21 protein-coding genes are annotated in these 23,878 nt (G+C 74.5%); 4 read left to right on the top strand and 17 right to left on the bottom strand.

The genetic code is table 11. From position 1 onward, the window contains the following. Positions 1 to 107 precede the first annotated feature (107 nt). The 9 genes from ACFYMP_RS10405 to infC form a co-directional block, all read right to left on the bottom strand. Positions 108 to 638 carry an NUDIX hydrolase gene (locus ACFYMP_RS10405; RefSeq protein ID WP_388853715.1) on the bottom strand — a complete coding sequence of 177 codons (531 nt, stop codon included), beginning with the start codon at positions 636 to 638 and terminating at the stop codon, positions 108 to 110. Positions 639 to 791: 153 nt separating this feature from the next. Beyond that, positions 792 to 2,129, bottom strand: a complete 1,338-nt coding sequence (locus tag ACFYMP_RS10400) for a tetratricopeptide repeat protein (RefSeq protein WP_388853713.1) — start codon at positions 2,127 to 2,129, stop codon at positions 792 to 794. A gap of 345 nt (positions 2,130 to 2,474) precedes the next feature. After that, complete coding sequence (gene pheT / locus ACFYMP_RS10395; RefSeq protein WP_388853710.1) at positions 2,475 to 5,057, bottom strand: phenylalanine--tRNA ligase subunit beta; 2,583 nt, start codon at positions 5,055 to 5,057, stop codon at positions 2,475 to 2,477. Then, a complete protein-coding gene (pheS, locus tag ACFYMP_RS10390; RefSeq protein WP_388853707.1) occupies positions 5,057 to 6,184 on the bottom strand; it encodes a phenylalanine--tRNA ligase subunit alpha in 1,128 nt (375 codons plus the stop codon). The genes pheT and pheS overlap by 1 nt, the downstream gene beginning before the upstream one ends. Before the next feature lie 131 nt (positions 6,185 to 6,315). Next, positions 6,316 to 7,548, bottom strand: coding sequence for an ATP-binding protein (locus tag ACFYMP_RS10385; protein ID WP_388853704.1), 1,233 nt, complete (start codon positions 7,546 to 7,548; stop codon positions 6,316 to 6,318). 143 nt (positions 7,549 to 7,691) lie between these two features. Further along, positions 7,692 to 8,498: a TrmH family RNA methyltransferase gene (locus ACFYMP_RS10380; protein WP_388853701.1), complete on the bottom strand. Its 807-nt coding sequence runs from the start codon at positions 8,496 to 8,498 to the stop codon at positions 7,692 to 7,694. Between the two features lie 163 nt (positions 8,499 to 8,661). Continuing rightward, the gene (rplT, locus tag ACFYMP_RS10375) at positions 8,662 to 9,045 is read right to left on the bottom strand and encodes a 50S ribosomal protein L20 (RefSeq protein ID WP_363148179.1); all 384 of its coding nucleotides are present in this window, start codon (positions 9,043 to 9,045) and stop codon (positions 8,662 to 8,664) included. A gap of 102 nt (positions 9,046 to 9,147) precedes the next feature. Next, positions 9,148 to 9,342 carry a 50S ribosomal protein L35 gene (gene rpmI, locus ACFYMP_RS10370; protein WP_019065473.1) on the bottom strand — a complete coding sequence of 65 codons (195 nt, stop codon included), beginning with the start codon at positions 9,340 to 9,342 and terminating at the stop codon, positions 9,148 to 9,150. A gap of 109 nt (positions 9,343 to 9,451) precedes the next feature. Next, positions 9,452 to 10,138, bottom strand: a complete 687-nt coding sequence (gene infC, locus ACFYMP_RS10365) for a translation initiation factor IF-3 (RefSeq protein WP_388854276.1) — start codon at positions 10,136 to 10,138, stop codon at positions 9,452 to 9,454. Between the two features lie 439 nt (positions 10,139 to 10,577). On the opposite strand from infC, the gene ACFYMP_RS10360 reads away from it, so the two are divergent. Beyond that, the gene (locus tag ACFYMP_RS10360; protein WP_363148180.1) at positions 10,578 to 10,940 is read left to right on the top strand and encodes a DUF1844 domain-containing protein; all 363 of its coding nucleotides are present in this window, start codon (positions 10,578 to 10,580) and stop codon (positions 10,938 to 10,940) included. 82 nt (positions 10,941 to 11,022) lie between these two features. On the opposite strand, the gene ACFYMP_RS10355 is transcribed toward ACFYMP_RS10360, so the two are convergent. The 3 genes from ACFYMP_RS10355 to ACFYMP_RS10345 form a co-directional block, all read right to left on the bottom strand. Next, entirely contained in the window at positions 11,023 to 11,760 is a 738-nt protein-coding gene (locus tag ACFYMP_RS10355; RefSeq protein WP_388853697.1) for an SseB family protein, read from the bottom strand. A 93-nt stretch (positions 11,761 to 11,853) separates the two neighbouring features. Further along, positions 11,854 to 13,047 (bottom strand): type VII secretion-associated serine protease mycosin, encoded by a 1,194-nt coding sequence (gene mycP, locus ACFYMP_RS10350; RefSeq protein ID WP_388853694.1) that lies wholly within the window; start codon positions 13,045 to 13,047, stop codon positions 11,854 to 11,856. Further along, on the bottom strand, positions 13,044 to 13,997 hold the full coding sequence (locus ACFYMP_RS10345) for a hypothetical protein (RefSeq protein ID WP_388853691.1): 954 nt from the start codon (positions 13,995 to 13,997) through the stop codon (positions 13,044 to 13,046). The genes mycP and ACFYMP_RS10345 overlap by 4 nt, the downstream gene beginning before the upstream one ends. Before the next feature lie 533 nt (positions 13,998 to 14,530). Between ACFYMP_RS10345 and ACFYMP_RS10340 the strand changes: the two genes are divergently transcribed. After that, positions 14,531 to 15,733 (top strand): amino acid deaminase/aldolase, encoded by a 1,203-nt coding sequence (locus ACFYMP_RS10340; protein ID WP_388853688.1) that lies wholly within the window; start codon positions 14,531 to 14,533, stop codon positions 15,731 to 15,733. 39 nt (positions 15,734 to 15,772) lie between these two features. Here the strand turns inward: ACFYMP_RS10340 and ACFYMP_RS10335 are convergent, their stop codons facing one another. The 5 genes from ACFYMP_RS10335 to ACFYMP_RS10315 form a co-directional block, all read right to left on the bottom strand. Continuing rightward, a complete protein-coding gene (locus ACFYMP_RS10335) occupies positions 15,773 to 16,699 on the bottom strand; it encodes a DUF2510 domain-containing protein (RefSeq protein ID WP_388853685.1) in 927 nt (308 codons plus the stop codon). 9 nt (positions 16,700 to 16,708) lie between these two features. Beyond that, entirely contained in the window at positions 16,709 to 18,025 is a 1,317-nt protein-coding gene (locus ACFYMP_RS10330) for a haloacid dehalogenase-like hydrolase (protein WP_388853682.1), read from the bottom strand. Between the two features lie 107 nt (positions 18,026 to 18,132). After that, positions 18,133 to 18,945 (bottom strand): 3-oxoacyl-ACP reductase, encoded by an 813-nt coding sequence (locus tag ACFYMP_RS10325; protein ID WP_388853679.1) that lies wholly within the window; start codon positions 18,943 to 18,945, stop codon positions 18,133 to 18,135. Between the two features lie 6 nt (positions 18,946 to 18,951). After that, positions 18,952 to 20,334 (bottom strand): aldehyde dehydrogenase family protein, encoded by a 1,383-nt coding sequence (locus ACFYMP_RS10320; protein WP_388854273.1) that lies wholly within the window; start codon positions 20,332 to 20,334, stop codon positions 18,952 to 18,954. Positions 20,335 to 20,428: 94 nt separating this feature from the next. Next, positions 20,429 to 21,793, bottom strand: a complete 1,365-nt coding sequence (locus tag ACFYMP_RS10315; protein WP_388853676.1) for a glutamine synthetase family protein — start codon at positions 21,791 to 21,793, stop codon at positions 20,429 to 20,431. Between the two features lie 175 nt (positions 21,794 to 21,968). On the opposite strand from ACFYMP_RS10315, the gene ACFYMP_RS10310 reads away from it, so the two are divergent. Further along, complete coding sequence (locus tag ACFYMP_RS10310) at positions 21,969 to 22,760, top strand: FadR/GntR family transcriptional regulator (protein WP_388853673.1); 792 nt, start codon at positions 21,969 to 21,971, stop codon at positions 22,758 to 22,760. Positions 22,761 to 23,036: 276 nt separating this feature from the next. Further along, positions 23,037 to 23,771 carry a gamma-glutamyl-gamma-aminobutyrate hydrolase family protein gene (locus tag ACFYMP_RS10305; protein ID WP_388853670.1) on the top strand — a complete coding sequence of 245 codons (735 nt, stop codon included), beginning with the start codon at positions 23,037 to 23,039 and terminating at the stop codon, positions 23,769 to 23,771. Positions 23,772 to 23,878: the final 107 nt, after the last annotated feature.

Raw genomic sequence — 23,878 nt, 5'->3', positions numbered from 1 at the left:
CGCGCGTACTCCAGGAGGGCGGCCGGAGGACAGGCCGGGACCGCCCGCCTCCAGGCCGCTCCCCCAGCCCCGGGCCGGGCCGGACCGGGCCGGGGCCGGACGCCGGGTCAGGCCTTGCGCTGGTGGTGCAGGAGCAGGAGCGCGGCCGCCATGCCCGCGCCCGGGACCTCTCCTCGGCCCACCATCTCCGGGACGAGCTTCAGCGGCACCCAGTCGCGGCGGTCGGACTCGAAGCCGTCCACGGGTTCACCGGTCCACTGCGCCCGGTCGCTCCAGTAGACGTGATGGCGCGCGTCACTGAGTCCGTTGGAGGGTTCGACGCTCAGCAGATGGCGCAGCGGCCCCGGGCGCCAGCCGGTCTCCTCCTCCAGCTCCCTGGCGGCCGCCCGCTCCACGTCCTCGCCGTCCTCCACGACCCCGGCGGGCAGTTCCCAGCCCCAGCTGTCCGTGATGAAGCGGTGCCGCCACAGGAGCAGGACCTCGTCGGCCGCGTTGACCACGGTGGCCACGGCGACCGGGCGCTGCCGTATGAGGTAGTGGTCGAGATGCCGGCCGTCGGGGAGTTCCACATCGGCGAGGTTGACGTGGAACCAGGGGTTCTCGTACACGGGGTGTTCGCTTTGTTTCGTCCACTGCATGTTTCTGTCACCTTTCCTGTGAGAGGTGACAACTTTCCTGGCGAGGCGGCAGGGGCGCAGCAGCCGCCCATGGAGCGGACGCCACGGTGGGCGCCGGACGGGCCGTCAGGACCGGTAACGCGCCGGGGTGAGCCCGCCCCCACCGGGAGGCGGTCAGAGCGGTACGAGCAGCGCCCCGTCGATCGCCTCGCAGGCGCTCGCGGTACCGGGCCCCTTGCGCCGGGCCAACTGCTCGCGGACGGCCCGCAGTCGGTCCCGTAGTCGCTGCGACTCCATTCCGGCGGCCTGTTCGGCCATCTCGACCGCGGTGGCGACCGCCGCCTCCGTCTCGCCCTGCCGCAGCTCGATGTGGCTGAGCATCGCGAGCCGGTGCACGCGCCCCCGGTCGTGCGCCGGGGTGCCCACGGCCGCGGTCGCGTGCTCCCGCGCGGCGGGCAGGTCCCCGAGACTCAACAGGGCCTCCGCGACCTGCACGTTGACGAGTCCGGGCTGGACGTAGCCGGTCTCGTCCGGTTCGTCGCCGGGACGGATGTGCCCGGCGGCGGTCTCGGCCCGCCGGATGCAGTCCAGGGCGGCCGGGCGGTCGCCGAGGTGGGCGTACGCCTTGGCCTGCATGGCGTGCAGGTCGCAGGCGAGCGCCGGGGTGATGCTGCGTCCGGCCGTACGCAGGGCCGCCTCGGCGAAGGCGACCGCCTGGCGGTGGTCCCCGAGGTGCAGGCACTGGTTGACGAGCAGGGCGATGGTGTACGCCCCGAGCCCCTGGTCGCCGCTGGCCTTGGCGAGCCGCAGCGCCTGGTGGAAGTAGCGCTGCGCGAGGCCGTGCGCGTCGGCGTCGTAGGCGCAGATGCCCGCGATGGCCACGAGCGCGCCGGTGGCCCGGTGCAGTTGCCGGCCGGTGGCGTCGGGGTAGGCGCCACGCAGCAGCGGCGCGGCCTCGGTGTTGAGGAAACCGACGACGCGCGGCCGGATCACGATGCCGCCCGCTCTGCGGTACATCTGCTCGTAGTGCCCGCGGGCCGCGCGCAGCATCTCGATGTCCGCCCTACCGACCCGGCGGCTGCCGCGCCGCGACACGTCGGCGTCGCCCGGCGGGTTCTCCCACTCCCAGACCGGCAGGACGGCGGGGGTGCCGGTGACGGCGGCCGCCCCGAGGACGTGCGGACGCTGCTGCTGATCGGAGCGCCACAGGGCGGTGGCCCGGTCGACGAAGCCGGAGAGCGTGCCGGGTCGTGGTTCGGCCGGGCCGACGGGGCCGAGCCCGACGTCGTCCAGGGTGACGGAGCGCCGCAGCCGCCCGGAGAGCACCTCGCAGATCAGGTCGGGGACCTGTCCGCGGGGGCGCTGCCCCTTGAGCCACCGGGCCACGGCGGTGTGTTCGTAGCGCAGCGCGAGCCCGCGGGCGCCGCCGGCCCGGTTGACGCGGGCGGCGAGGCCCGCGTGCGACATACCTGCCTCGTCGAGGACCGCGTCGAGCAAGGTGTTGGGCTGCATCGCTGCCTCCGGGTGATCAACCGGTGACCGGTTGTGGCACAGCGTAGTCGAGGCGGCTTCACACGGGGTGTGAACCCAGCACCCGGACCAGCGGCCCGCGCACGCTCCCGGACGCAGGGTGATCGGTTGTTCACTGAAGGCCCTCGAAAGAGGCCGGCCGGGTCGCCGGGCTCCCCCCTCGACAAGTGCGGCGACCCCGCCACGGCGCCGCCCGCCCGTCACAGCCGTTCGCCCCGGCGGACGGGCGGCGCACGCACGAGGGCCGGCGCGGCCCAGGAAAAGGGGCGGCGGCCGCCCGGGAAACCTCCTCCCGGGCGGCCGCCGCCCCCACCTGCTGCTCCTCGCTCAGGCTCCGCGCAGAACCGCGCCGAAGCGCTCGGCGGTCCTGGCGACCGCGAGGTCCCGGGCCGCGGTGACCTCCTCGGCCGTCAGGGTGCGGTCGGGGGCACGGAAGCGCAGCGCGTAGGCGAGGGACTTGCTTCCCCCGTCCACCTGATCACCGGTGTAGACGTCGAACAGCCGCAGGGACTCCAGCAGTTCGCCCGCGCCCTCGCGCAGCGCCGACTCGACCTCGGCGGCGGGCACCCCGGCCGGGACGACGAGCGCCACGTCCTGGGTAGCCACCGGGTAGGTGGAGATGCGCGGGGCCTGTACGGGACCGGCCCCGGCCCGCTCCAGCGCGTCGAGGTCCAGTTCCATGGCGCTGGTACGGGCGGGCAGCCCGAGCGCCTTGAGGACGCGCGGGTGCAGCTCGCCCGCGTGGCCGACGACGCGCTCGGCGCCGTCCACGAAGGCGAGGAGCTCGGCGCAGCGGCCCGGGTGCCACGGTCCGTACACGCCCTGGCGCACGACGAGTTCGGCTCCGGCCTCGGCGGCGGCGGTGCGGGCCGCCTCGACGGCGTCGGCCCAGTCCGCGGGGCGTCCCTCGCCCCACCAGCCGGCCCGCTCGCGGGCGCCGGCGAGGACGACGGCGAGGTGGCGGGGCTGGACGGGCAGCGCCTCGTCCAGGCTCGCGAGCTGCTCCTCGGCGGGCCGGTGGTCGACCGGGAGGCGCACGGACCTCGTGGAGTTCTCACGCGGCAGGAAGACGAGGCCGCTCTCGAAGAGCGCCAGGTCGTGGCTGCCGCGCCCGTCGTTGCGGCGCAGCGCGCCGAGCAGGCCCGGCAGCAGCGTCGTCCGCAGCGCGGGCTCCTCGTCGGACAGCGGGTTGACCAGACGCACGACGCGGCGGGCCGGGTCCCCGGCCTCCAGGCCGAGGTCGTCGAACACCTTCGGGTCGAGGAAGGGGTAGGTGAGCGCCTCGACGTATCCGGCCCCGGCGAGCGCGCGGCCCACCCGGCGGTGCAGGCGCTGGCGCTCGGTGAGGCCGCGCCCGGCGGGCGGCTTCGGCAGGGTCGAGGGCAGGTTCTCGTAGCCCTCCAGCCGGATGACCTCCTCGGCCAGGTCGTTCGGGTCGACGAGGTCGGGGCGCCACGAGGGCACCGTCACGAGCAGCTCGTCCTGCCCGCCCGCCTCCCGGCCACCGCCCCCCGCGGACGCGTTCCACGCGGCTGAGTTCCCGTAGACGTCGCAGCCCACCTGCTGGAGGCGGCGTACGACGGTCTCCCGGCCGTAGGCCATGCCGGCCACGCGGTCGGGGTGGTCGGCCGGCATCGTGAGGGTGCGCGGCGCGGAGGGCGCGATGACCTCGGTGACCCCGGGCTCGGCGGTGCCCCCGGCGAGCAGGACCAGGAGGTCCACGGTGCGCTGCGCCGCGGCGGAGGTGGCGAGCGGGTCCACGCCGCGCTCGAAGCGCCTGGACGCCTCGGAGGACAGCTTGTGCCGGCGCGAGGCGCGGGCGATCGCGAGCGGATCGAAGTGCGCGGCCTCCACGAGGACCTCGGTGGTGCCGAGGGCCTGTCCGCTCTCCGCGTCGGCGGACAGGTCCGCGATCTCGGTCTCGGCGCCGCCCATGACCCCGGCGAGGCCGATGGGGCCGCGCTCGTCGGTGATGACGAGGTCCTCGGGGTCCAGGACCCGCTTGGCGCCGTCGAGGGTGGTCAGGGTCTCGCCGGCCTCGGCGCGGCGCACCCCGACCGCGCCCCGGACCTGGGAGCGGTCGTAGGCGTGCAGCGGCTGGCCGATCTCCAGCATCACGTAGTTGGTGATGTCGACGGTCAGCGAGACGGGGCGCATGCCGGCCTTCTGGAGGCGGCGGCGCATCCAGATCGGGGACTGCGCCTCGGGGTCGAGGCCGGTGACGGTGCGGGCCGTGAAGCGGTCGCAGCCCATCGGGTCGGCGATCGACACGGCGTGGCCGTGCGCGTTGGGCGCGGGCACGTCGAGCAGGGCCGGGTCGCGCAGCGCCAGGCCGTAGGCGGTCGCGGTCTCGCGGGCGATGCCGCGCATCGACAGGCAGTAGCCCCGGTCGGGGGTCACGGCGATGTCGAGGACCTCGTCGACGAGTTCGAGCAGCTCGATCGCGTCGGTGCCCACCTCGTACTGCGGGGGCAGCACGATGATGCCGTGCGTCTTGTCATCGCCCATGCCGAGCTCGTCGGCGGAGCAGATCATGCCGTGCGAGACCTTGCCGTAGGTCTTGCGGGCGGCGATCGCGAAGTCGCCGGGCAGGACGGCGCCGGGCAGGACGACGACGACCTTGTCGCCGACCTGGAAGTTGCGGGCGCCGCAGACGATCTCCTGCAGCTCGCCGGTGCCGTTGGCGTCCCCGACGTCGACATGGCAGAAGCGGATGGGCTTCTTGAAGCCCTCCAGTTCCTCGATGGCGCGGACCTGGCCGACGACCAGGGGGCCCTTGAGGTCGTGGCCGAGGCGTTCGACGGTCTCGACCTCCAGACCGGCCGACACCAGTTTGGCCTGCACGTCACGACCGGTCTCGGTGGCGGGGAGGTCGACGTACTCCCGCAGCCAGGAAAGCGGGACCCGCATCAGATCTCCATCCCGAACGGCCGGGTGAACCGGATGTCACCCTCGACCATGTCTCGCATGTCTTCGACGTTGTGGCGGAACATCAGCATCCGTTCGATGCCGAACCCGAAGGCGAATCCGCTGTACTTCTCGGGGTCCACGCCGCACGCGGTGAGCACCCGCGGGTTGACCATCCCGCAGCCGCCCAGCTCGATCCAGCCCTCGCTGGAGCAGGTGCGGCAGGGCCGGTCCGGATTGCCCACGGACTCGCCCTTGCACACGTAGCAGAGCATGTCCATCTCGGCGGACGGCTCGGTGAAGGGGAAGTAGTTGGGCCGCAGCCGGGTCTTCATGTCCGGGCCGAACAAGGACCGCACCATGTGGTCGAGGGTGCCCTTGAGGTCGGCCATGGTCAGGCCCTCGTCGACGGCCAGCAGCTCGATCTGGTGGAAGACCGGGGTGTGCGTGGCGTCGAGTTCGTCGGTGCGGTAGACGCGGCCGGGGCACACGACGTACACCGGGGCGCCGCGCTCCAGGAGCGAGCGGGCCTGCACCGGTGAGGTGTGGGTGCGCAGCACGATGCCGGACTCGTCGCCCTTCTCGCCGTGGGCGCCCTCGACGAAGAAGGTGTCCTGCATCTGCCGGGCGGGGTGGTCCGGCTTGAAGTTCAGGGCGTCGAAGTTGAACCACTCGGCCTCGGCCTCGGGGCCCTCGGCGACCTCGTAGCCCATCGCGACGAAGACGTCGGCGACGCGCTCCATGAAGGTCGTCAGGGGGTGGCGGGCGCCCGCGGCGAACCGGTCGTAGGGGAGGGTGACGTCCACGGCCTCCTCGACCAGGACGCGGGCGTCCCGCTCGGCCTCCAGTTCGCTCTGGCGGGCGGCGAGGGCCTTGTTCACCGCTCCCCTGGCCTGGCCCACCCGCTTGCCCGCCTCGGCCTTGGCCTGCGGGGGCAGGGCGCCGATCTCGCGGTTGGCGAGGGCCAGCGGGGAGGTGCCGCCGGTGTGGGCGGTCTTGGCCTGGGCGAGCGCTTCGAGATCCGCGGCGGCGGCGAAGGCCGCGAGGGCCTCCTCGCGCATCCGGTCGATCTCTTCCGGTTTCAGCGCCTCGACCTCTACTGGGTCGTACGACTTGTTCGGTGCCGACATTTCTTCCCGTGCTTCCGACGTGGCTGGCTGGTGGTCCCGTCTCGGTCCTTGGACGCGTCGTCCACGAAAGGGGACGCAGACGTGCCAAAGGCCGAGTCTACCGGGGGGTGGGGCGGCGAGGGTGCCCGTGGTTACTGGCTCAGATACGCCGGAGCGGCCACGGGCAGCATAAATCGGAACTCCGCCCCGCCCGCCGGGGCCCGGCCCACCGTGATCCGCCCGCCGTGCACCTCGACGATGCCCTTGACGATGTAGAGGCCCAGACCGGTGCCACCGCGCGTGCTGCCGCGCCAGAAGCGGGTGAAGACGCGGTTCACCGATTCCTCGGGGATACCGGGGCCCTCGTCGCTCACCGTGATCATGGTCCCTTCGGGCGGTCCGTCCGCGTGCTCCGCCCGGCCGGGCGGGGTGCCCCCCCGCCGGGACCGGTCCTGCGGGCTCTGGTCCTTCGCCGGGGCGGGCGCGATCTCGATCGTGACAGTTCCCGCGCCGTGGCGCACGGCGTTTTCCAGCAGGTTGCTCAGCACTTGGTCGATCTTGTCGGGGTCGGCCCACAGTCCGGGCAGCGGCCGGTGCACCTTGACGACGAAACGGTCGGGGGCACGGCCGGCCGCGATGTGCGCCTGGATGTGGCGGGCGGCGGCGGCGGCGATGTCCACGGGCTGCCGGCGCAGCTCCATGCGGCCCGCGTCGATACGGGAGATGTCGAGCAGTTCCGTGATGAGGCGGGTCACCCGGTTCGCGTCGGCGTCGACGGTCTCCAGCATGAGCCGCTTCTGGTCGTCGGTGAACCTCTCCCACTTCGCGAGCAGGGTCGCGGTGAAGCCCTTCACGGAGGTGAGCGGGGAGCGCAGCTCGTGGGCGACGGTCGCGATGAGTTCGGCGTGGCTGCGTTCGGTACGGCGCCGGGCCTGGGTGTCGCGCAGACACACCACGACCCGGTCCACGGGGCCGAGCGGGCGGGCGCGCACGTACCGGGCGGAGACCAGGACCTCACGGCCCCCGGGCAGCAGGAGGTTGCGCTCGGGCTGCGCGGTGCGGGTGGCCAGGCCCCCGTAGGGATCGGTGAGCGCCCACCAGCGGCGGCCGTCGAGGTCCTCCAGCGGCAGGGCCGTCTCCAGCGGGCTGCCGAGCGCCCGCCGCGCGTTGATCGCGGTGATCCGGGCGGCGGCGCGGTTGAAGCACACGACGCGGCCGTGCGCGTCGGCGACGACGAGGCCGTCGGGCAGGTCGTCGGGGTCGAGCCCCGGGGAGGACGGGGAGGCGGCGACCCGGGCGCCCTCGCCGGCGCTCGCGGCGTCCTGCGCGGTGTCCGGCGGCCGCGCGCCCCCCACCGACGGCGCCCTGCTCGTACCGACAGCCATCCCCGTACCCCACCTCTCAAGCCGGTGCAGTGGGTCCCCGAGAGCGTCACCCTACTAGCCCTGGGTGAACGAGGGACAGCCCGGTGTGAACAAGGGCGCCGGACACCGGCGGGCGGTCGCCACGCGGTGGTGCCGGGAACGCCTCAGCGGCGGCGCTGTTCGCGGGCCGAGGCGTACAGGCACACGGCGGCGGCGGTCGCGAGGTTGAGGGACTCGGCCTTCCCGTGGATCGGGACGCGGACGACGGCGTCGGCGAGCTCCCGGGTCTCCTCGGGCAGGCCCCACGCCTCGTTGCCGAAGACCCAGGCGGTCGGCCCGCCCATCGAGCCCCGGTCCAGCTCCGTGTCCAGGTCGTCCCGCCCGGCCCCGTCCGCGGCCAGGACGCGCACCCCGGCGCCGCGCAGTCCGCCGACCGCGCGGTCGACGGGGACGCCCACGACGACCGGCAGGTGGAAGAGCGAACCGACGGAGGCGCGCACGCACTTGGGGTTGTAGACGTCGACGGAGGCGTCGGTGAGCACCACGGCGTCGGCGCCGGCCGCGTCGGCGCAGCGCAGCACCGTGCCCGCGTTGCCGGGATCGCGTACGTGCGCGAGGACGGCCACCAGCCGGGGCCTCGTCTCCAGGACCCGTTCGAAGGGGGTGTCGAGGAAGCGGCACAGGCCGACGAGCCCCTGCGGGGTGACCGTGTCGGACATCGCGGCCACCACCTCCTCGCTCGCGCTCAGCACCGGCACTCCGGCGACGCTCACCGTCTCCAGGAGGTCCGCGTGGCGTTCGGCGGCCTCCTCGGTGACGTACACCTCGATCAGGTGGTCCACGGCCTCCCGTACGGCCTGCGGGCCCTCGGCGAGGAAGCGGCGCTCCTTGCCGCGGAAGCTGCGCTTGGCCAGTCTCCGGGCGGCGACGACACGCGGCGAACGCAGGGAGGACAGCTCGGGGGCCGGCATGGGCTCACTCTCAGGGGGAGGCGGGGCGGCGGGGTTTCCAGAGGGGGCCCGCACACACAGGACCCGCAGACCGGTGGTGCGGTCTGCGGGTCCGGTGGAGCGGTCCTGCCGGGGCGTGGGCTGGGCCACCGCCCGACACGGCTCGAAGGGCTGAGCGCCTGGATCAGGCGGCCTTCGGGGCGTTGACGTCGCTCGGCAGAGCCTTCTGCGCGACCTCGACGAGCGTGGCGAACGCGCCGGCGTCGTTCACGGCCAGCTCGGCCAGGATCTTGCGGTCCACCTCGATGTTGGCGGCCTTCAGACCCTGGATGAAGCGGTTGTAGGTGATGCCGTTGGCGCGGGCGGCGGCGTTGATGCGCTGGATCCACAGCTGACGGAAGTCGCCCTTGCGCTTCTTGCGGTCGTTGTAGTTGTAGACGAGGGAGTGGGTGACCTGCTCCTTCGCCTTGCGGTACAGGCGCGAGCGCTGGCCGCGGTAGCCGCTGGCCTGCTCCAGGATCGCCCGGCGCTTCTTGTGGGCGTTGACTGACCGCTTGACGCGTGCCACGTGATTACTCCTTGTAGCGGGGCCGCGGGATGGTCACGCGGCCCGGTTCGATGGGGTCCCGGTCTCAGACGTCCAGTCCCCGGGTGCCCGGGGACCGCGACGTCACTTGCCGAGAAGCTTCTTGATCTTCTTGGCGTCGCCCGGGGCCATCTCGGCGTTGCCGGTCAGGCGCCGCGTCACGCGGGACGACTTGTGCTCCAGCAGGTGGCGCTTGCCGGCGCGCTCGCGCAGCACCTTGCCGGAGCCGGTGATCTTGAAGCGCTTGCTGGCACCGCTGTGCGACTTGTTCTTCGGCATGGCGCCGTTATCTCCTCGTCGGTGACGCCCCCACCCGGTCCTGGAACCGGGCGTGCGGGGACGTCAGTTGTGTCCGTTGTCATCCGGGACGAGAGTCCCGGACCGCGACCTAGGCGTGCTGCTCGTGCTGCTCGGCGGAGGAGTTCTCCTCCACGTCCGCCGCGACGTCCTCCGCCTCGTCCGCCTCGTCGGCGGAGCGGCCCAGACGCTCGGCCTTGCGGGCGGCCTGCGCCTCACGGGCCTCGGCCATCGCCTCGGTCTTCTTCTTGTGCGGGCCGAGAACCATGATCATGTTCCGGCCGTCCTGCTTCGGGTTCGACTCGATGAAGCCGAGGTCCTCCACGTCGTTCGCGAGGCGCTGCAGCAGCCGGAAGCCGAGTTCCGGCCGGGACTGCTCGCGACCACGGAACATGATCGTGATCTTGACCTTGTCGCCCTGCTTGAGGAACCGGACGACGTGACCCTTCTTGGTGTCATAGTCGTGCGGGTCGATCTTCGGCCGGAGCTTCATCTCCTTGATGACCGTGTGCGCCTGGTTCTTGCGCGCCTCACGGGCCTTCATGGCCGACTCGTACTTGAACTTCCCGTAGTCCATGAGCTTGCACACGGGCGGACGGGCGTTCGCCGCGACCTCGACCAGGTCCAGGTCGTACTCCTGCGCGAGCTCCAGGGCCTTGGCAAGCGGCACGATGCCGACCTGCTCGCCGCTGGGGCCGACAAGTCGCACCTCGGGAACGCGAATCCGGTCGTTGATGCGGGGCTCGGCGCTGATGGATCCTCCTCGGTAGCACCACACGGCCATCTGGCAGACAGCCGCGCAACGTCTGTTCACTGAGACCAACCGCGCCGGTACATGAAAAATGCCCCGGACGATCACGAGCGGGGCTCCTGGGGGTGAACCGGAGCACCGCCACGGTGGCCGCGGGGCGCATCATCGGACGGGACCGCCTCGGGTGCGGACCGTCTGACCGGTGACCCGCCGCCTGTGAGGGCGATCGGGTGGGAGTTCGGAGCCTCCACTTGTGGCCGGAGTCCTGCGGGTGTCCCGCTCTCACGAGCGTGGGACGCCACGGCGCACTCCGGCCGGTCGTCCTGCCAGCATACCAGGGCCCCGGCGGGGTGCGCCCCCACGTGCGCCGAGGGGGGGGCGGCGGCTGAGGGCCTAGGCTGAGGCGCGTTTCCCGCCCACGGGCCCGCGCGGTCCGTGCACGCCCATGAAAGTAGAGCACCCAGCGATGAGCGAAGCGACGCACTCCGGTGAGCCCACCGGCTTCGACGACATGACCCGCGACATCGCGGAGGTCCCGGCCGTCGAGGTCATCACCACGGTCGGGGTGCACCTGATGAGCGCCGCCGCCGTGAACCTGGGCCTGGCCGAGGGCGGGGAGGCCCACAAGGACCTCGACGAGGCCCGCAAGCTGATCCACGCCCTGGCCGGTCTGCTGGACGCGGGAGCGACCGAGATCAGCTCCTTCCACGCGGCCCCGCTGCGCGACGGCCTGAAGTCCCTCCAGCTCGCCTTCCGCGAGGCCAGCCTGGTCCCGGACGAGCCGGGCCAGGGGCCGGGCGAGAAGTACACGGGCCCGGTCTTCGGCTGAGCCCCGCTCCCCCGCCGGCTCCGGCCCCGCACGCCACGGCGGCGGGGCCGGAGCCGTCCGGGGCGGAGGGCCCCCGTGGTCCTCAGCGGATGAACAGCGGCTGCCCCGGCGGGTTGCCGTCCGGCGGCAGCAGCGCGATGTCGAGTCCGCGCCCCAGCCGCTCGCGCAGCACCGGGTGCTCGGCGAGCACCTCGGCGATCCGTCGCGCGAGGGGCTCGGCGGCGTTGCCCATGCCCTCCTCCAGTACGAGGACGAGGGTGCCGTCGGCGCTGCGGCTGGGCCCGAGGTGGGCGCGCAGCACGTCGGGCTCGGCGGCGACCGTGTCCCGGACGGCCTCGGTGACGTGCGGGTCGGCGAGCGGGTCGGTGCTCGTGCGTCCTTCGGCCAGGGCCCGCAGCGCCGGCCCGGTGATCTCGTAGGGGACGGGGCCCGCGAGGTCGAGGACGAGGGTGTCGGCCTGTTCGTGCGCGACGGCCTCCAGCGCCTGCCGCAGGGGGACGGCGACGGGGCGCGCGGCCGGGTCCCAGCGCGCGAGGCTCTCGGTCGAGGTGAAGGCGGGCAGCGCCTTGCGGTCTCCGGCCTTGAGCGTGGGGACCGCCATGTCGCTGGTCTTCTCGCGCCTGAGCCCGTTCTCGTCCTGTTCGGCCTCGCCGAGCACGGCGACGACCGGCACGAGCAGGCGGGCGCCGCGCAGCGCGCCGAGGACCGCCGCGTGCGCGGTGTGGTCCTCGGCCCACGCGGAGAGCGCGGCGCTCAGCGCGGGGTCGGCACGGCCGTCGTCGTCGGGAAATCCGGAGTCCGGGATGTTCTTGTTGGCCACGGCGTCGAGCCTATCGACGGGGGCGCGGCCGCGCGCGGCGGCCTCGGCGGCCGGCCGCGCGCCCGGAATCCTCGGGCGCGGCCCGCCCGGTCCTCAGGCGCGGCCCGCCCGTGCGCGGCCGGGCCGTCCGCGCCACAGCGCTCCGGCGGCGAGCAGCAGCAGACCGCCCGTGGCCGCGGCCACGGGTGCCGCCCAGTCGGGGCGGCGCCCGGGTGGGGCGGGTGGCGGGGTGGGGCCGCCGCCGAAGTACTTCTGGCCGTACACCGCCAGGTGCGTGTTCTGGGGCCGCACCCGGGCGGCCGCCTTGAGCGCGGCGGCCGGGTCGATGGTGCCGAAGCCGCGCGCGTCGTCCCTGCCGTTGCCCGGCGGGTCGGCGGCGGTGTCCTCCAGGAGGTCCTTGACCTGATCGGGCGGGAGTCCGGGGTGGGCGGAGCGCAGGAGGGCGACGGCCCCGGAGGCGAAGGCGGCGGCGGCGCTCGTGCCCCAGCCCTCGTAGTAGCGGCGGTCGGGGTTGAGGGTCACGACGTCGTCGCCGGGCGCGCTGACGGTCGCGTACCAGCGGCGGGTGGAGAAGGGGGCGCGCTCTCCGTAGCGGTCGACGGCGGTGACCGCGATGACCCCGGGATAGGCGGCCGGGTAGGACACGTGGTCGCCCTTCTCGCCGCCGTTCCCCGCGGAGGCGACGACCACGACGTTCTTCTTCAGGGCGTACTGGACGGCGGCGTCCTGCGCGGCCTGGGGGCGGGCGGAGGCGCTGTCGTCGCCGAGCGACAGGTTGATGACGTCGGCCCCGTGGTCGGCGGCCCAGCGGATGCCCTCGGCGAGCGCGCCGCCCCGGGTGCGTCCTGCCTCGGGGCGCTTGGGGTCCTCGTCCTCCAGGATCACCCGGACCGGGAGGATTCTGGCCTCGGGCGCGACGCCCATGACGCCGTCCGCGCTGCCGGGCCCGTGGCCGTGGGCGGCGATGATCCCGGCCATGGCGCTGCCGTGCTCGGCCCAGTGGTCCTGTCCCCGGGCGGCGCCGAAGCCGACGAGGTCCTTGCCTCTCAGGACGTTGCCCTCCAGGTCGGGGTGGCTGTCGTCCACCCCGGTGTCCAGGACGGCGACGGTGACGCCGCGCCCCTTGGTGGTGGGCCAGACCTGCTCGGTGTGCAGCGCTTCCAGGCCCCACTGCTGGGCTCTTATGCCGTCGGCCCGCGCGGCGGTCGCGGGCAGCAGGGCGAGGACGACGGCGGCGCCGGCGGCGAGCAGGGCGCGGGGCGCCCGCCGGGGTGGGCCGAGGATCATGGCGCGGGCTCCGAGCGGGTGGGGGCGGCGGCGCGGACGCCCCGGGCGAGGTGGTCGGCGAGGCCCTGGGCGTCGTGGCCGAGTCCGGCCTGGGCGACGGCGGAGCCTGCCCCGGCCCGGGTGGCGGCGGACGCGGGGACGGGGGTGGGGACGGGGCGCGCGTCGGCGAAGCCGGACACGGCGTAGACCACGAGGGGCAGGTCGGTGCGGACCGTGAGGGTCCAGCTCGCGCGCTGGGCCGGCCCGAAACCGGCCGCGGGGGTACCGGCGCGGGCGTACGGGAGGGGCAGCAGGTCGGTGCGGCGGTCCAGGCCCTCGCTGGTGAAGCGGGTGTGCAGGGCCTTCATCGCGGCGCTGTCGCCCTTGGTGAACAGCAGGCCGACGGTGGTGACGTGGCTGCGGGTCGCGTCGGTGTAGGTCGCGCGCAGCAGGCGCAGGCAGCCGACCGGGGCCAGCGCCTTGCGCAGCAGCGGGTCGAAGGCGTGGGCGCAGCCGCTGTCGGGGGCGACGGCGATCCGGTTCCAGGTGCGGTCGGCCCCGCCGGGCCCGGCGCCCCTGCCGTGGACGACGGGCGGGAAGAGGGTGTCGACGGGGGTGCTGTGCCACAGTCCGGCGGCCGCCTCGTAGGCGCTGGGCCGGGCCGGGGCCGCCTGCTCACCGCGTAGCCAACTGCCCGCGAGCGAACCGCTGATGAGCCCGAGTCCGAGAACGACGCCGGTCGCCGCGGCGAGGGTTCTGGGGCGCGGGCGGCGACCGACGGGGCGCAGCCGGGTGGTGGTGTCGTCGTAGTGCTCGGGCCGGTCGACGCGGACGAAGGGGGCCCCGGTGTGCGGTCCCGGGCGCAGGTCGACGGTGCCGGGCAACCGCCGGTCGGGCCGCGCGGCGGCGGTCTCCCGGCGCGGGTCCCGGGGGGCGGGCGGGGGTGCGGTGGGCCCGGGAGCGGGCGGCACGGGGGGTGCCTTGGGCGGGCTCAGCCGGGGCAGCGGCACCCGCGGGGGCCGCACGGGGCGCGGTGGCGCGGCGGGGCGCGGCGGGAGCGCCCCGGACGGGCCGGGGGCGGGAGGAGGCGCGGGAGGCGCGGGAGGCGCGGGCCGGTTGGTGGCCGGGGAGGGCGCGGACCGCGGGGTGGCCGGGGGGTGCCCACAGGCCGCCTCCCCGGACGTCCGCGCCGCCTCGGCCCCGTCGGCGGGGCGCGGGGGCCGCTGCGGCCGGGGCGGGGTCTGCGGGGCGGGTGGGCGCCGCGGCGGGGTCTGCGGGGCGGGGGGTGCGGCGGGTGGGCGGCGCGGCGCGTCCGTGCTCATGCGCTCCCCCGCTCCTTCCGTTCGCCGACGCCACCGGTCCCTCGGGGCAGGCGTGTTCGCGCTCCGGTGTGCCGACACTTTACGGGCTGCGGCGGGGCCGGGGGGACTGCTCGGGCAGCTCGCGGCCTTCTGCCCGGAACGTCCCCCTACCCATCGGTAGGACGGTCTGGCAGGCTGCGGACATGACTGCCCGCGCCGCCGACCGTGCCCGTTACGACCGGGCCACCGCCCAACTAGACGCCCCGCTCGCCCTGGTGGATCTCGACGCCTTCGACGCCAACGCCGCCGATCTGGTGCGGCGGGCCGGTGGCAAACCGGTCCGGGTGGCGAGCAAGTCCGTACGCTGCCGGGCGCTGCTGGAACGGGTCCTGTCGCGGGAGGGTTTCGCGGGGATCATGTCGTTCACGCTCGCGGAGTCCCTGTGGCTGGCCCGTTCCGGTTTCGAGGACGTGCTGCTGGCCTACCCCTCCGTGGACCGGGAGGGGTACGCGGAGCTGTCGGCCGACCCGAAGCTCGCGGCCGCCGTGACCGTGATGGTGGACGATCCGGCGCAGTTGCGCCTCATCGACGCCGCGCGGGACGGGGGCCGAGAGGAGATCCGGGTGTGCCTGGAGCTGGACACCTCGCTGCGTCTGCTGGGCGGCCGGGTGAGGTTCGGCGCGCGCCGCTCGCCGCTGCACTCCCCCGGTCAGGTCGCGGAGCTGGCGCGGGCCGTCGCGCGGACCCCGGGTTTCCGGCTGGTCGGCCTGATGGCGTACGAGGGCCATGTCGCGGGTGTGGGCGACAAGGTGGCGGGCAGTCCGCTGCGTTCCCGCGCGGTGCGGCTGATGCAGGCGACGGCGCGCAGGGAGCTGGTGGTTCGGCGCGCGGAGGTGGTGCGGGCGGTCCGCTCGGTCGCGCCGGACCTGGAGTTCGTCAACGGCGGCGGTACGGGCAGTGTGCAGCACACGGCGGCGGAGTCGGCGGTGACGGAGATCGCGGCGGGCTCGGGGCTGTACGTGCCGCGGCTGTTCGACAACTACACCTCGTTCACGGGCCGTCCGGCGGCGCTGTTCGCGATGCCGGTGGTGCGCAGGCCCGGGGTGGGCGTGGTGACGGTGCTGGGCGGCGGGTATCCCGCCTCCGGCGCGCCGGGCCCGGACCGGCTCCCGGTGCCGTACCTGCCGGAGGGGCTGGCCTATGACCCGCAGGAGGGTGCGGGCGAGGTGCAGACCCCGCTGCTGGGCGCGGTCGCCGACGATCTGCTGATCGGGGACCGGGTGTGGTTCCGGCACGCGAAGGCGGGCGAACTGTGCGAGCGTTTCGACCGCCTGCACCTCGTGACGGGTGACGAGGTGACGGCCACGGTGCCGACCTACCGGGGCGAGGGACGCACCTTCCTGTGACCTGCCGTGACGGCGGGAGGCGAGGGCGGGCGGGCCGGGTCAGCGGCTTTCGTCGAGCGTTCTGATACCGCGCGTCACGGTGTCCATGAGGGAGACGGGGGGCGCGCCGGGCCCGGTGTCGAGGGTGAAGCGGACCACGGCGACGGCGCCCGCCCCGGTCGGGGCGGGGAAGGCCAGGGACTGGGCCCAGCCGCCCGGCCCGGTCCTGGTGCTGACCCGCCAGCGGACGAACCAGCCCTGGCGTCCGGCCACTTCGACGGGCCCGGCGGCGACCTCGCGGTGTCCGGTCATGCCGTCGAAGGGGCGGCCGCCCGCCCCGTCCCGGTCGTAGGCGTGGGCGGCGGTGTCCTCGATGTCGGCCTCGGCCGCCGCGCGGGGGCTGTTGTCGCCCGCGCTGTCCTCGCGGGCGGTGGTGGTGCTGACGCGGCCCTGGTCGCAGTACGTGGTGGCGCCGGGGCACGGGTAGTGCTTCTCGGTGACCATGGTGGGCAGGCCGTCCAGGTCGCCGGTCTTCTTCCAGCCCGCGGGCACCGGTACGGAGATGTTGTTCAGTTCGTCGACGAGCAGGTGCGGGTCGCCGCTCGCGGAGGGGCCCGGCGCCGGGGCGCTCGTCGGCGGGTGCGGGGTGGTGGGGCCCGCGCCGGGGTCGGTGACCCTGATCTCCGGGTCGTCCCCGGTCCCGAGGGCGGCGATGCCGGTGACGATCGCGGCGGCGAGCACGGCGCCGACGAGGGTCACCGCCACGACGCGTCCGCGCACCGGCCGCCGCGCGGGCCCGGGGGAGGTGTCCCCGGAGCCCGGCGGCCCAAAGCCCGTGCCGTAGGCCGCCTCGACCGGGTCGGGCAGCTCGGGTACGCCGCCCGCCCGCCGCACCTGGGCGGTCCAGGCCGTGCCGTCCCACCAGCGCTCGGCGTGCGCCGCCCCGGGATCGGGGTACCAGCCGGGCGGTGCGGGAGGCGTGCTCATGCGGCAACCCTAGGACGTGGCCCCGGTGCCGTACACGGTGTCCCGCTGATCGGGGACGACGGAGCCGTCCTCGCGCCGCACCGGCCCCGCCGTGCCGTCCTCCTCGGTGCGGCCGGTCGTGGCGCAGGGGTAGACGCCCTCCTTTCGGGGCAGCGGCTCGATGAACATGGGGTTGACGAGCCAGCGGCCGTCGCGGTTGTCGTAGGCGCGGCACATGATCTCGTTCTTGTTCCGGTTCAGGACGAGGTGGGCGCCGGTGGCGTCGCCGACGAAGGTGACGTCGGTGTCCGCGTCCCCGCCGCCGATCGCGATGCGGTGTGCCGCGTCCTGCCGGTCCCAGGCGCGCTTGCCGTGGACACCGAAGATCTCCTGGTTGATCCAGCAGCGCTTGCCGTCGATGTAGGGGATGTCGCCGCCCCGGCTGTCGGGCCGGTCCCCGCAGCCCTCGTTCCAGGTGGTGATGCGGCCGCGGTGGTCCAGGAGGCTGCGGATGGCGATGGTGTGCTTCTTGTCGATGCCGACGCCCGCGGACCACACCTCGGTGACGGGTTCGGAGCCGGCCGAGACGATGTACACGTCGAAACCGGCACGCCGCAGGGTGCGGATCAGGTCGCGCTGCTGCGGGTAGTAGCGCACGTACGCGGGGACGGTGTGGGTGCCGACCTTCTGCTCGCTGCCCACGGGGGCGGCGAGGGCCTCGGCGCGTGCCCTGCGGGTGTAGTCGGTGAGTTCGGCGGGGGTGTGCCCGGCGAAGAGCTGCGGGACCCAGGCGTACTCGGGGACGGTCCTGCGGTGGTTCCACTCACCGGCGAAGGCCTCCTCGCCGCTCATGGTCCTCGCCGCGCTGCGGATCTCGAAGATCTCGTCGGCGCAGTCGGGCCGCGTCGAGGTGGGCAGCGGCGCGCCGACGGGCCGGTCGGTTCCGCAGGCCGCGGTCAGGGCGCGGTCGGCGGCGTCGGTGAGCCAGGCGCTGGTCGCCTTCCAGCTGCGCGGGCGCAGGATCTTGTCGTGCCGCAACGACCAGGCGATCGTCGCGTCGGTGATGTCGTTCTTGGAGACGGTGTTGTCCCAGTCGAAGGCGGCGACAGGACGGTCCTCGCCGTATCCGCCCAGGTGGGGGCGGGAGCAGGTGCCGCGTTCGTCGATGACCCGCTGGAGGGCCTCGCGGTTGTGGCCGTACCAGGGCAGTGCGCGGGAGAGCTGGGGGCAGTGGGTGCCGCGCGCGGGGGCCGCGGTCCCCGCGGCCTGGGCGGGGGCGGCGCCGACGAGGGCCGCGGCGGCGAGCCCGAGGGAGCACAGGGAGGCGAGCAACGGACGGGTGCGCATGGGGGGTCCGATCTGTCCGACGGCAGGCGGAGCCCGGGGTCCGGCGGCGCCCGCGGCACGTGCGCGGACGCCCCCGGCCTCGGTGTCATGCACCGTACATCCCGCGTTTACAGGGGGGTCACGTACGCGCCCGAGATTCCGCCGTCGACGAGGAAGTCGGTGGCGTTGACGAACGAGGAGTCGTCGCTCGCGAGGAAGGCGACGGCGGCGGCGATCTCGGTGGCCTCGGCGAAGCGGCCGAGCGGGATGTGCACGAGCCGGCGCGCGGCGCGCTCGGGATCCTTCGCGAACAGCTCCCGCAGCAGCGGGGTGTTGACGGGCCCCGGGCACAGGGCGTTGACCCGGATGCCCTCGCGGGCGAACTGCACGCCGAGTTCGCGGGACAGCGCGAGGACCCCGCCCTTGGAGGCGGTGTACGAGATCTGGCTGGTGGCCGCGCCCATCCGGGCGACGAAGGAGGCGGTGTTGATGACGGAGCCGCGCCGCTGCTGCCGCATGTAGGGCAGGGCCGCCTTGCAGCACAGGTAGACGGAGGTGAGGTTGACCTCCTGGACGCGGCGCCAGGCGTCGAGTCCGGTGTCGAGGATGGAGTCGTCCTCGGGTGGGGAGATACCGGCGTTGTTGAAGGCGATGTCGACGCTGCCGTAGGTGTCGAAGGCGGTCCGGAAGAGGGCGTCGACCTGCTCGGGGGCGGTCACGTCGACGCGGACGAAGGTGCCGTCGACCTCCTCGGCGGCCGCCTTCGCGCTGTCACCGTCGATGTCGGCGCACACGACGTGGGCGCCCTCGGAGGCGAGCCGGCGCACGCTCGCGAGGCCGATGCCACTGCCGGCGCCGGTGACGACGGCGGTACGGCCCACGAGGCGGCGGCAGACGGGCTGCTCCCCGTCGGGGGCGGGGGGCGGCGGGGTGCTGGTCATGGGGCGTCAGCCTTCCGTGGCGATGAAGACGTTCTTGGTCTCGGTGAACGCGGTGAGCGCGTCGGGGCCCAGTTCCCGGCCGAGGCCGGACTGCCGGTAGCCCCCGAAGGGGGTCGTGTAGCGCACGCTGCTGTGCGAGTTGACGGAGAGGTTCCCGGCCGCGATGCCCCGTGACACGCGCAGCGCGCGGCCGACGTCCCGGGTCCACACCGATCCGGAGAGCCCGTAGGGGGTGGCGTTGGCGAGCCGTACCGCCTCCTGTTCGTCCTCGAAGGGCAGGACGACGGCGACCGGCCCGAAGACCTCCTCGACGGCGACCGGGGCCTCGGGGGAGACGTCGGTGACCAGGGTCGGCGGGTACCAGAACCCGGGCCCCCCGGGGCAGGAGCCGCGTACCAGGCTCAGGTCCTCGCTCACGTACGAGCGCACCCGCTCGCGCTGGCGGGCGGAGACGAGCGGGCCCATCTGGGTGGCCTCGTCGGCCGGGTCGCCGACGACGACGGAGCGCAGCGCGGGCACGAGCAGGGACAGGAAGCGGTCGTAGGCGGAGCGCTGCACGAGGATGCGGGTGCGGGCGCAGCAGTCCTGGCCCGCGTTGTCGAGGAAGGACATCGGCGTACCGGCCGCGGCGGCCTCCAGGTCCGCGTCGGCGAACACCACGTTGGGGCTCTTCCCGCCGAGTTCGAGGGTGACGGGCTTGACCTGTTCGGCGCACAGGGCCATGACGCGCCGCCCGACGCGGCTGGACCCGGTGAACACGATCTTGGCGACGCCAAGGTGGCGTACGAGGGCCTCGCCCGCGACGGGGCCGGTGCCGGGCAGCACCTGGAAGAGGTCCTCGGGCAGCCCGGCCTCGCGGGCGAGTTCGGCCAGGCGCAGGGCGGTGAGCGGGGTGGTCTCGGCGGGTTTGAGCAGTACCGCGTTGCCGGCGGCGAGGGCGGGGGCGGTGCCCCAGCCGGCGATCGGCATCGGGAAGTTCCAGGGGGCGATGACGCCGACCACGCCGAGCGGTTCGAGGAAGGTCACGTCGACCCCGCCGGCCACCGGGATCTGCCGGCCGTTGAGGCGTTCCACTCCCCCGGCGCAGTACTCCAGCAGGTCCCGGACGTTGCCCGCCTCCCAGCGGGCGTTGCCGAGGGTGTGCCCGGCCTCGGAGACCTCCAGCCGGGCCAGTTCCTCGACGTGCGCGTCCACGACGGCGGCGAAGCGGCGCAGCAGCCGGGCCCGGTCGGCGGGGGCCAGCGCCGCCCAGCCGCTCTGGGCGCGGGCGGCACGGCGCACGGCCCGGTCGACGTCCTCGGCGCTCGCGGCGGGCACGGTGCTCAGCACCTTCTCGGTGGCGGGGTCGAGGACGGTCAGCGAGCCGGGGTCGTCCCCGTACGGCGCGATCTCGTTCAACGTGCCTGTCCTCCAGAGTGGTTGACGGACGGCGCGGTCCCGGCCGCGCGCGGGCGGGCCGGGAGCCGCTCGGTCACGGGCGGGCTCAGAGCCGTTCGAAGGAGCGGCGCAGCTCCCAGTCGGTGACCGCCGCGTCGAAGGCGTCGAGTTCGACGCGGGCCATGTTGGCGTAGTGGTCGACGACATCCTGCCCGAACGCCTCCCGGGCGAGCGGGCTCGCGGACCACAGCCCGGCGGCCTCCCGCAGGGTCCCCGGCACGTGCGCGTAGTCGCCCTCGTAGGCGTTTCCCCCGCAGGGGGCGGGGAGTTCGAGTTCGTGCTCCACTCCGTACAGTCCGGCCGCGACCAGCCCGGCGACGGCGAGATACGGGTTGACGTCCCCGCCCGGCAGACGGTTCTCGAAGCGCAGTGAGGGGCCGTGCCCGACGACCCGCAGGGCGCAGGTGCGGTTGTCGCGGCCCCAGGCGACGGCCGTCGGGGCGAAGGAGCCGGCGCGGAAGCGTTTGTAGGCGTTGACGGTGGGCGCGTACAGGAGCGCGAAGTCCCGCAGGGCGGCGAGCTGTCCGGCCAGGAAGTGCCGCATGAGCGGGGACATGCCGTCGGCCGCCTCCCCCGCCATGAGCGGGGTGCCCTCCAGGTCGGCGAGCGAGAGGTGGATGTGACAGGAGTTGCCCTCGCGCTCGTTGTACTTGGCCATGAAGGTGAGCGAGCAGCCCTCCTGCGCGGCGATCTCCTTGGCCCCGGTCTTGTAGAGGCTGTGGTGGTCGCAGGTGACGAGCGCCTCGTCGTAGCGGAAGACGATCTCGTGCTGGCCCGGGTTGCACTCGCCCTTCGCGGACTCGACGGTGAGTCCGGCGCCCGCCATGTCGTTGCGGATGCGGCGCAGCAGCGGTTCGACGCGGCCGGTGCCGAGGACCGAGTAGTCGACGTTGTACTGGTTGGCCGGGGTCAGGCCCCGGTAGCCGAGGTCCCAGGCCCGCTCGTAGGTGTCCTTGAAGACGATGAACTCCAGCTCGGTGCCCGCGCGGGCGGTCAGTCCGAGCCCCGCGAGCCGGTCGAGCTGACGGCGCAGGATCTGCCGGGGCGCGACGGGGACCGGTTCGCCGTCCGCGCTTTCGAGGTCGGCGAGCAGCAGCGCGGTGCCGGGGTGCCAGGGGACGCGGCGCAGGGTCGCGAGGTCGGGGCGCATCGCGAAGTCGCCGTAGCCCCGCTCCCAGGAGGAACTGGCGTATCCATCCACGGTGTTCATCTCGACGTCCACGGCGAGCAGGTAGTCGCAGCCCTCGCTGCCGTGCCGCAGCACCTCGTCGAGGAAGAAGCCGGCCGCGAACCGCTTGCCCTGGAGCCGGCCCTGCATGTCGGGGAAGGCGAGGACGACCGTGTCGATGTCCCCCGCGCGCACGAGCAGGTGCAGTTCGTCGACGCTCAAGGGGGGTGTGCGCTCCGCCACGGGAGGTGCTCCTTCGGTCAGCCGGAGGCTCTGGGGGTGGCCGCGACGTCTTGTGCGGTGCCCGCGGTGTCCGGTGCGGCGAGCGTGCGTGCCGGGCGCCGTGGGTGCTGTGCGGGACCTCGCGGACACGCCCTAAGGTATGGCGGGCGACCATTGAGGGGAAGGGGGCGCGACCGTGGGGGAGGAGACCGGGGACGCGAGGCCCGCCGCGCGCGACGGGGCGCCGGCGGAGCGGGCGCTCCGGCCGGCCGCGCGGGACCCGCTGCTGCTGCGCCCGGTGCGCGGCGGGAACGGCTTCGAGGAGGCGCTGGAGCAGATCCTCCAGGTCGTACGGCTCGGTCTCGTTCCCGCGGGGCGGCGGCTGCCTCCGGAACGGGAGCTGGCCGCGCGGCTGGGTGTCTCCCGGGCAACCCTGCGCGAGGTGCTGCGGGTGCTGCACGCGGAGGGCCTGGTGTGCTCGCGGCGCGGCCGGTACGGGGGCACCTTCGTGCTGCCGAGGCCGTACGCCGCGCAGGAGGCGGCCGGGCGCGCGGAGCTGCGGCGCCGTGTCGAGGGCGTGGATCTCGCGGACGTCCTCGACTTCCGCGAGGTCCTCGAGGTGGGCGCCGCCCGGTTGTGCGCCCGCGGGCAGCGGGCGGAGGGCCGCGACGGACGGCTGCGCGCGGCGCTGGAGGCCACGGCTGACGCGCCGCTGCCCGAGTACCGCAGGCAGGACACGCTGCTGCACCTGACGATCGCCGAATTGTCGGGCTCCCCGACGCTGGCCGCGCGGTACGCGGAGGTGCGGGCGACGGTCAACGAACTGCTCGACTGCATCCCGCTGCTGGTGCGCGGCCTGGAGCACGCCCAGCGGCAGCACGAGGCGCTGGTCGCGGCGCTGCTCGCGGGGGACGAGCGGGCGGCGGGCGAGACGATGCGGGAGCACTGCGCCGGTACGGCGGCGCTCCTGCGCGGTTTCCTGGCCTGAGCGACGGCCCGCCGCGAGGGCGCGCCGGCCGCCCGGGACGGGGATCGGCGAACCGTGCCTGCCCTACGGCAATGGTGTGGCAGCATGCCTTTGCGTCGTGCGGCGTTCTCGCGTCGTCCCGGTGGTGCCGCGTCCGTGTGGTGCCGAACCCTCGTGGTGCCGCGTCCGCGCGTCGCGTCCTCGTGGTGTCCCGCGCGTGTCCGGCGCCGGGTCGGAACGGCCGGCCGGTCCGGAGGAGCCCGGGTGGTGACGGCCCGTACGGAGAGGCGGTCCGCGGTGCCTGAGCCCTTCGTCCCGTTCGTCGGTATCAGTACGTACTGGGAGGCGGAGGCCGCGTGGGGCGAGTGGCGGCTGCCCGCGGCTCTGCTGCCGGCCGGCTACCCGGGCCTGCTGCGGTCGGCGGGCGCCCTCACGGCGCTGCTGCCGCCGGACGCACCACGGCGGGCGGCGCGCACGGTGGCGCGGCTGGACGGAGTGGTGATCGCGGGCGGGGCCGACGTGGACCCCGCGCGCTACGGCGCCGAGCGCCATCCGCGGTGCGGCCCGGCAGCCCCCGAGCGCGACGCGTGGGAACTCGCCCTGATCGAGGCGGCCCTGGACTCCGGCACCCCGCTGTTCGGCATCTGCCGGGGCATGCAGTTGCTCAACGTGGCGCTGGGCGGCACCCTGCACCAGCACATCGAGGGCCACGGCGGCGGACACGGCGTCTTCGGCACGCATCCGGTGACGCCGGCACCCGGAACGCGGTACGCCGCGCTCGTCCCGGAGTCCGTGGAGGTCCCGGTCCACCACCACCAGTCGGTCGACCGGCTCGGAGCGGGCCTGGTGACCGGCGCGCACGCGCTGGACGGCACCGTGGAGGCCCTGGAGCTGCCGGGCGATCCGTGGGTGCTCGGCGTCCAGTGGCACCCGGAGGTGGGTACGGACGTACGGGTGGCGCGCGGGTTCGTGGAGGCCGCGAGCGGGGCGGTGGCACGGGAGGCGGGTCCGCGACGGGCTCGGGCGCGCTGAGCCGGCGCCCGCTTCCACCGGTACGCCCGCCTCTCGCGGGACCTCGGCGGATGGCTGCCAGCGGACGGCGGCCCCGGCCGGAGCGCGTCTCCCACCGTCGTGGGGTG

The organism is Streptomyces sp. NPDC007088, from assembly GCF_042869355.1.
GTDB lineage: Bacteria > Actinomycetota > Actinomycetes > Streptomycetales > Streptomycetaceae > Streptomyces.
Note: the sequence above shows the minus strand (reverse complement) of the source record. Positions and strands in the feature narration are given on the sequence as shown.